Genomic DNA, 2,363 nt, shown 5'->3' with positions numbered 1-2,363 from the left:
GCCTGCAACTGTTTTTCGTCCATAAATTAACCTGCTTTTGATGTTGGATTGAACATATCAAAATCAGGCAATTACACAAATTTATGTACAGGCTCCCTGTCCATCTGTCCACATTTAATCTTATTATTCCCCCGGCCATTTTTTTCTATCCGCTGACATTCATCCTGGTGGATATACTCAATGAATTTTACGGGCTTAAGATGACGCGAAGAACTATTATCATATCATTTATTGCTAACATCCTCTTCGTGGGGGGGTTGTGGATGTCTACACTTTTACCAGACCTTAAAGAATGGCCTCACGATCAGGCCTATCGGTACTTCATTCACAATATTATTGCTGTACTGCTTGCATCCTCTCTGGCCTATCTCATTTCCGAAAACATCAACTCATGGTTGCTGTGCAAAATAAAAGTCCTGACCAACTCCAGGTATCTCTTTGTCAGGGTCATCACCAGTTCATTTTGTGCGGCAGCCATCGACAGTATCATTTTTTGTAGCATTGCTTTTTATGGTGTACTCAGCCTTCCAACAATTAAAGCCATGATCGTATCGCAATTTATTATTAAACTTATCTACGCTGTCTCCGGTGTATTTCCTATCTATGGGACACGAAAGTTATTCAGAAAATTTATTCACACAGTAAATCAATAAGGAATTAACATGCCTGATTACGATGAAGATGCACTAAGTGTGCTGGGTTCAAAAATAGCGCACCCACAGACTTACTCGCCGTCCATTCTGGAGTCGTTACCACGCTCTTTGGGCAGAAAACAGGCTGGAATTACCGGTGAGGGCAACCTCCCCTTTTCAGGTTTTGATCTGTGGACAGCATATGAAATTTCCTGGCTCAATGAAAAAGGTAAACCTATTGTTGCGATTGGAGAGTTTGAAATCCCGGCCACGACGCCGGGATTGATAGAATCCAAATCGTTGAAGCTGTATCTCAACAGTTTTAACCAGACAAAGATCAGGAGCCATGATGCTGTTGCAGCCATACTCACAAAGGATCTTAGCCAGGTGGCGGGAGGGGAAGTAAAAGTCAGGCTGTACCCCCATTTTATCGGGTTTAATCATACCATCATGGCCTTACCGGGAATCAATATCGACCATGAAGATATTGACGTTAAGGATTACTCGTTCAGCCCTGAAATACTGAAAAATGCTGTGACTGATGACGCCATTACTGTTTCAGAGATGCTCACATCAAACCTGCTTAAATCAAATTGTCTTGTCACGAACCAGCCTGACTGGGGCAGTCTTATCATTAAATACGAAGGAAAGAAAATCAATCCAAAGCGGCTTCTTCACTACATCATTTCATTCCGTAACCACAATGAATTTCATGAGCAATGTGTTGAGCGGATTTTCATGGATATTAAACAATATTGCCGCCCGCAAAAACTTAGCGTTTTTGCCCGTTATACAAGGCGTGGTGGGCTGGATATCAACCCGTTCCGAAGTGATTTTGAAAGCATTCTGCCAACAACACGTTTGATCAGACAATAAACTCTTTTCTAAAAATGGTCTGGACAGACGTACGCAAAGCTCATTTCACCAGACCATTTACATACCTTAAGGATTAAAATGAAACACGCATTTTTTGCAAGCCTGTTGCTTGCACCTTTCATTGCCCATGCATCATTAACGGGTTATAAAGGCGATATATTACACTTTACGGGAGATCCTCAAGAAAAAATACAGTCCCGCCATTATATCCACAATGGCTTATTACTGGTAAAAGACGGATATATTGTTGATGTCGGCTCATCCACTGCGATGCAGGAAAAATATCATCCTGACCAGATTATTGATTATAGCGGGAAAATAATATCCCCCGGATTTGTTGACACACACGTACACCTTCCTCAAATCGAAATGACAGCCTCTTATGGAAAACAACTCCTCGACTGGCTGGGCGATTATGTTTTCCCGACCGAAATAAAATTCAGTGCACCGGAGCATGCCACTATTTATGCCGGGAAATTTATCGACGAACTGATCAACAATGGCACTACAACAGCACTGGTCTTTGCCACCAGCGATCCCGTTTCTGTGGATGCGCTGTTCAGCAAAGCGCTTGGGAAAAATATGCGTCTCATCTCCGGAAAAGTGCTGATGGACAGGAATGCGCCGGCCCCGCTACTGGACACACCAAAGACGGCTTACCAGCAGAGCAAAATGCTGATAGAGAAATGGAAAAATAAGGGACGCCTGGGTTACGCCGTTACCCCACGATTCGCGCCCACTTCCAGTGAGGCAGAACTGGTGCGTATTCTGGCCTGGCGTGAACGGTCATTCTGGCGGAACGTGAACGCTGATTCTGGTTTTGCGTGAACGCGTATTCCGGCGGAAAGTACCACG

General features: G+C 43.8%; 2 protein-coding genes and 1 pseudogene. All 3 read left to right on the top strand.

From position 1 onward, the window contains the following. Positions 1-95 precede the first annotated feature (95 nt). Positions 96-653, top strand: a pseudogene (locus B9Y90_RS25915) (queuosine precursor transporter); the annotation flags it as partial. Positions 654-662: 9 nt separating this feature from the next. Continuing rightward, positions 663-1,508 carry an NADPH-dependent 7-cyano-7-deazaguanine reductase QueF gene (gene queF / locus B9Y90_RS25910; RefSeq protein WP_085543140.1) on the top strand — a complete coding sequence of 282 codons (846 nt, stop codon included), beginning with the start codon at positions 663-665 and terminating at the stop codon, positions 1,506-1,508. A gap of 78 nt (positions 1,509-1,586) precedes the next feature. Further along, positions 1,587-2,336 (top strand): amidohydrolase family protein, encoded by a 750-nt coding sequence (locus B9Y90_RS25905; protein WP_085543139.1) that lies wholly within the window; start codon positions 1,587-1,589, stop codon positions 2,334-2,336. The last annotated feature ends 27 nt before the right edge of the window (positions 2,337-2,363 follow it).

The sequence above is a fragment of the Cedecea sp. NFIX57 genome (genome assembly GCF_900177785.1).
Classification (GTDB): Bacteria; Pseudomonadota; Gammaproteobacteria; order Enterobacterales; family Enterobacteriaceae; genus Cedecea; species Cedecea neteri_C.
Note: the sequence above shows the minus strand (reverse complement) of the source record. Positions and strands in the feature narration are given on the sequence as shown.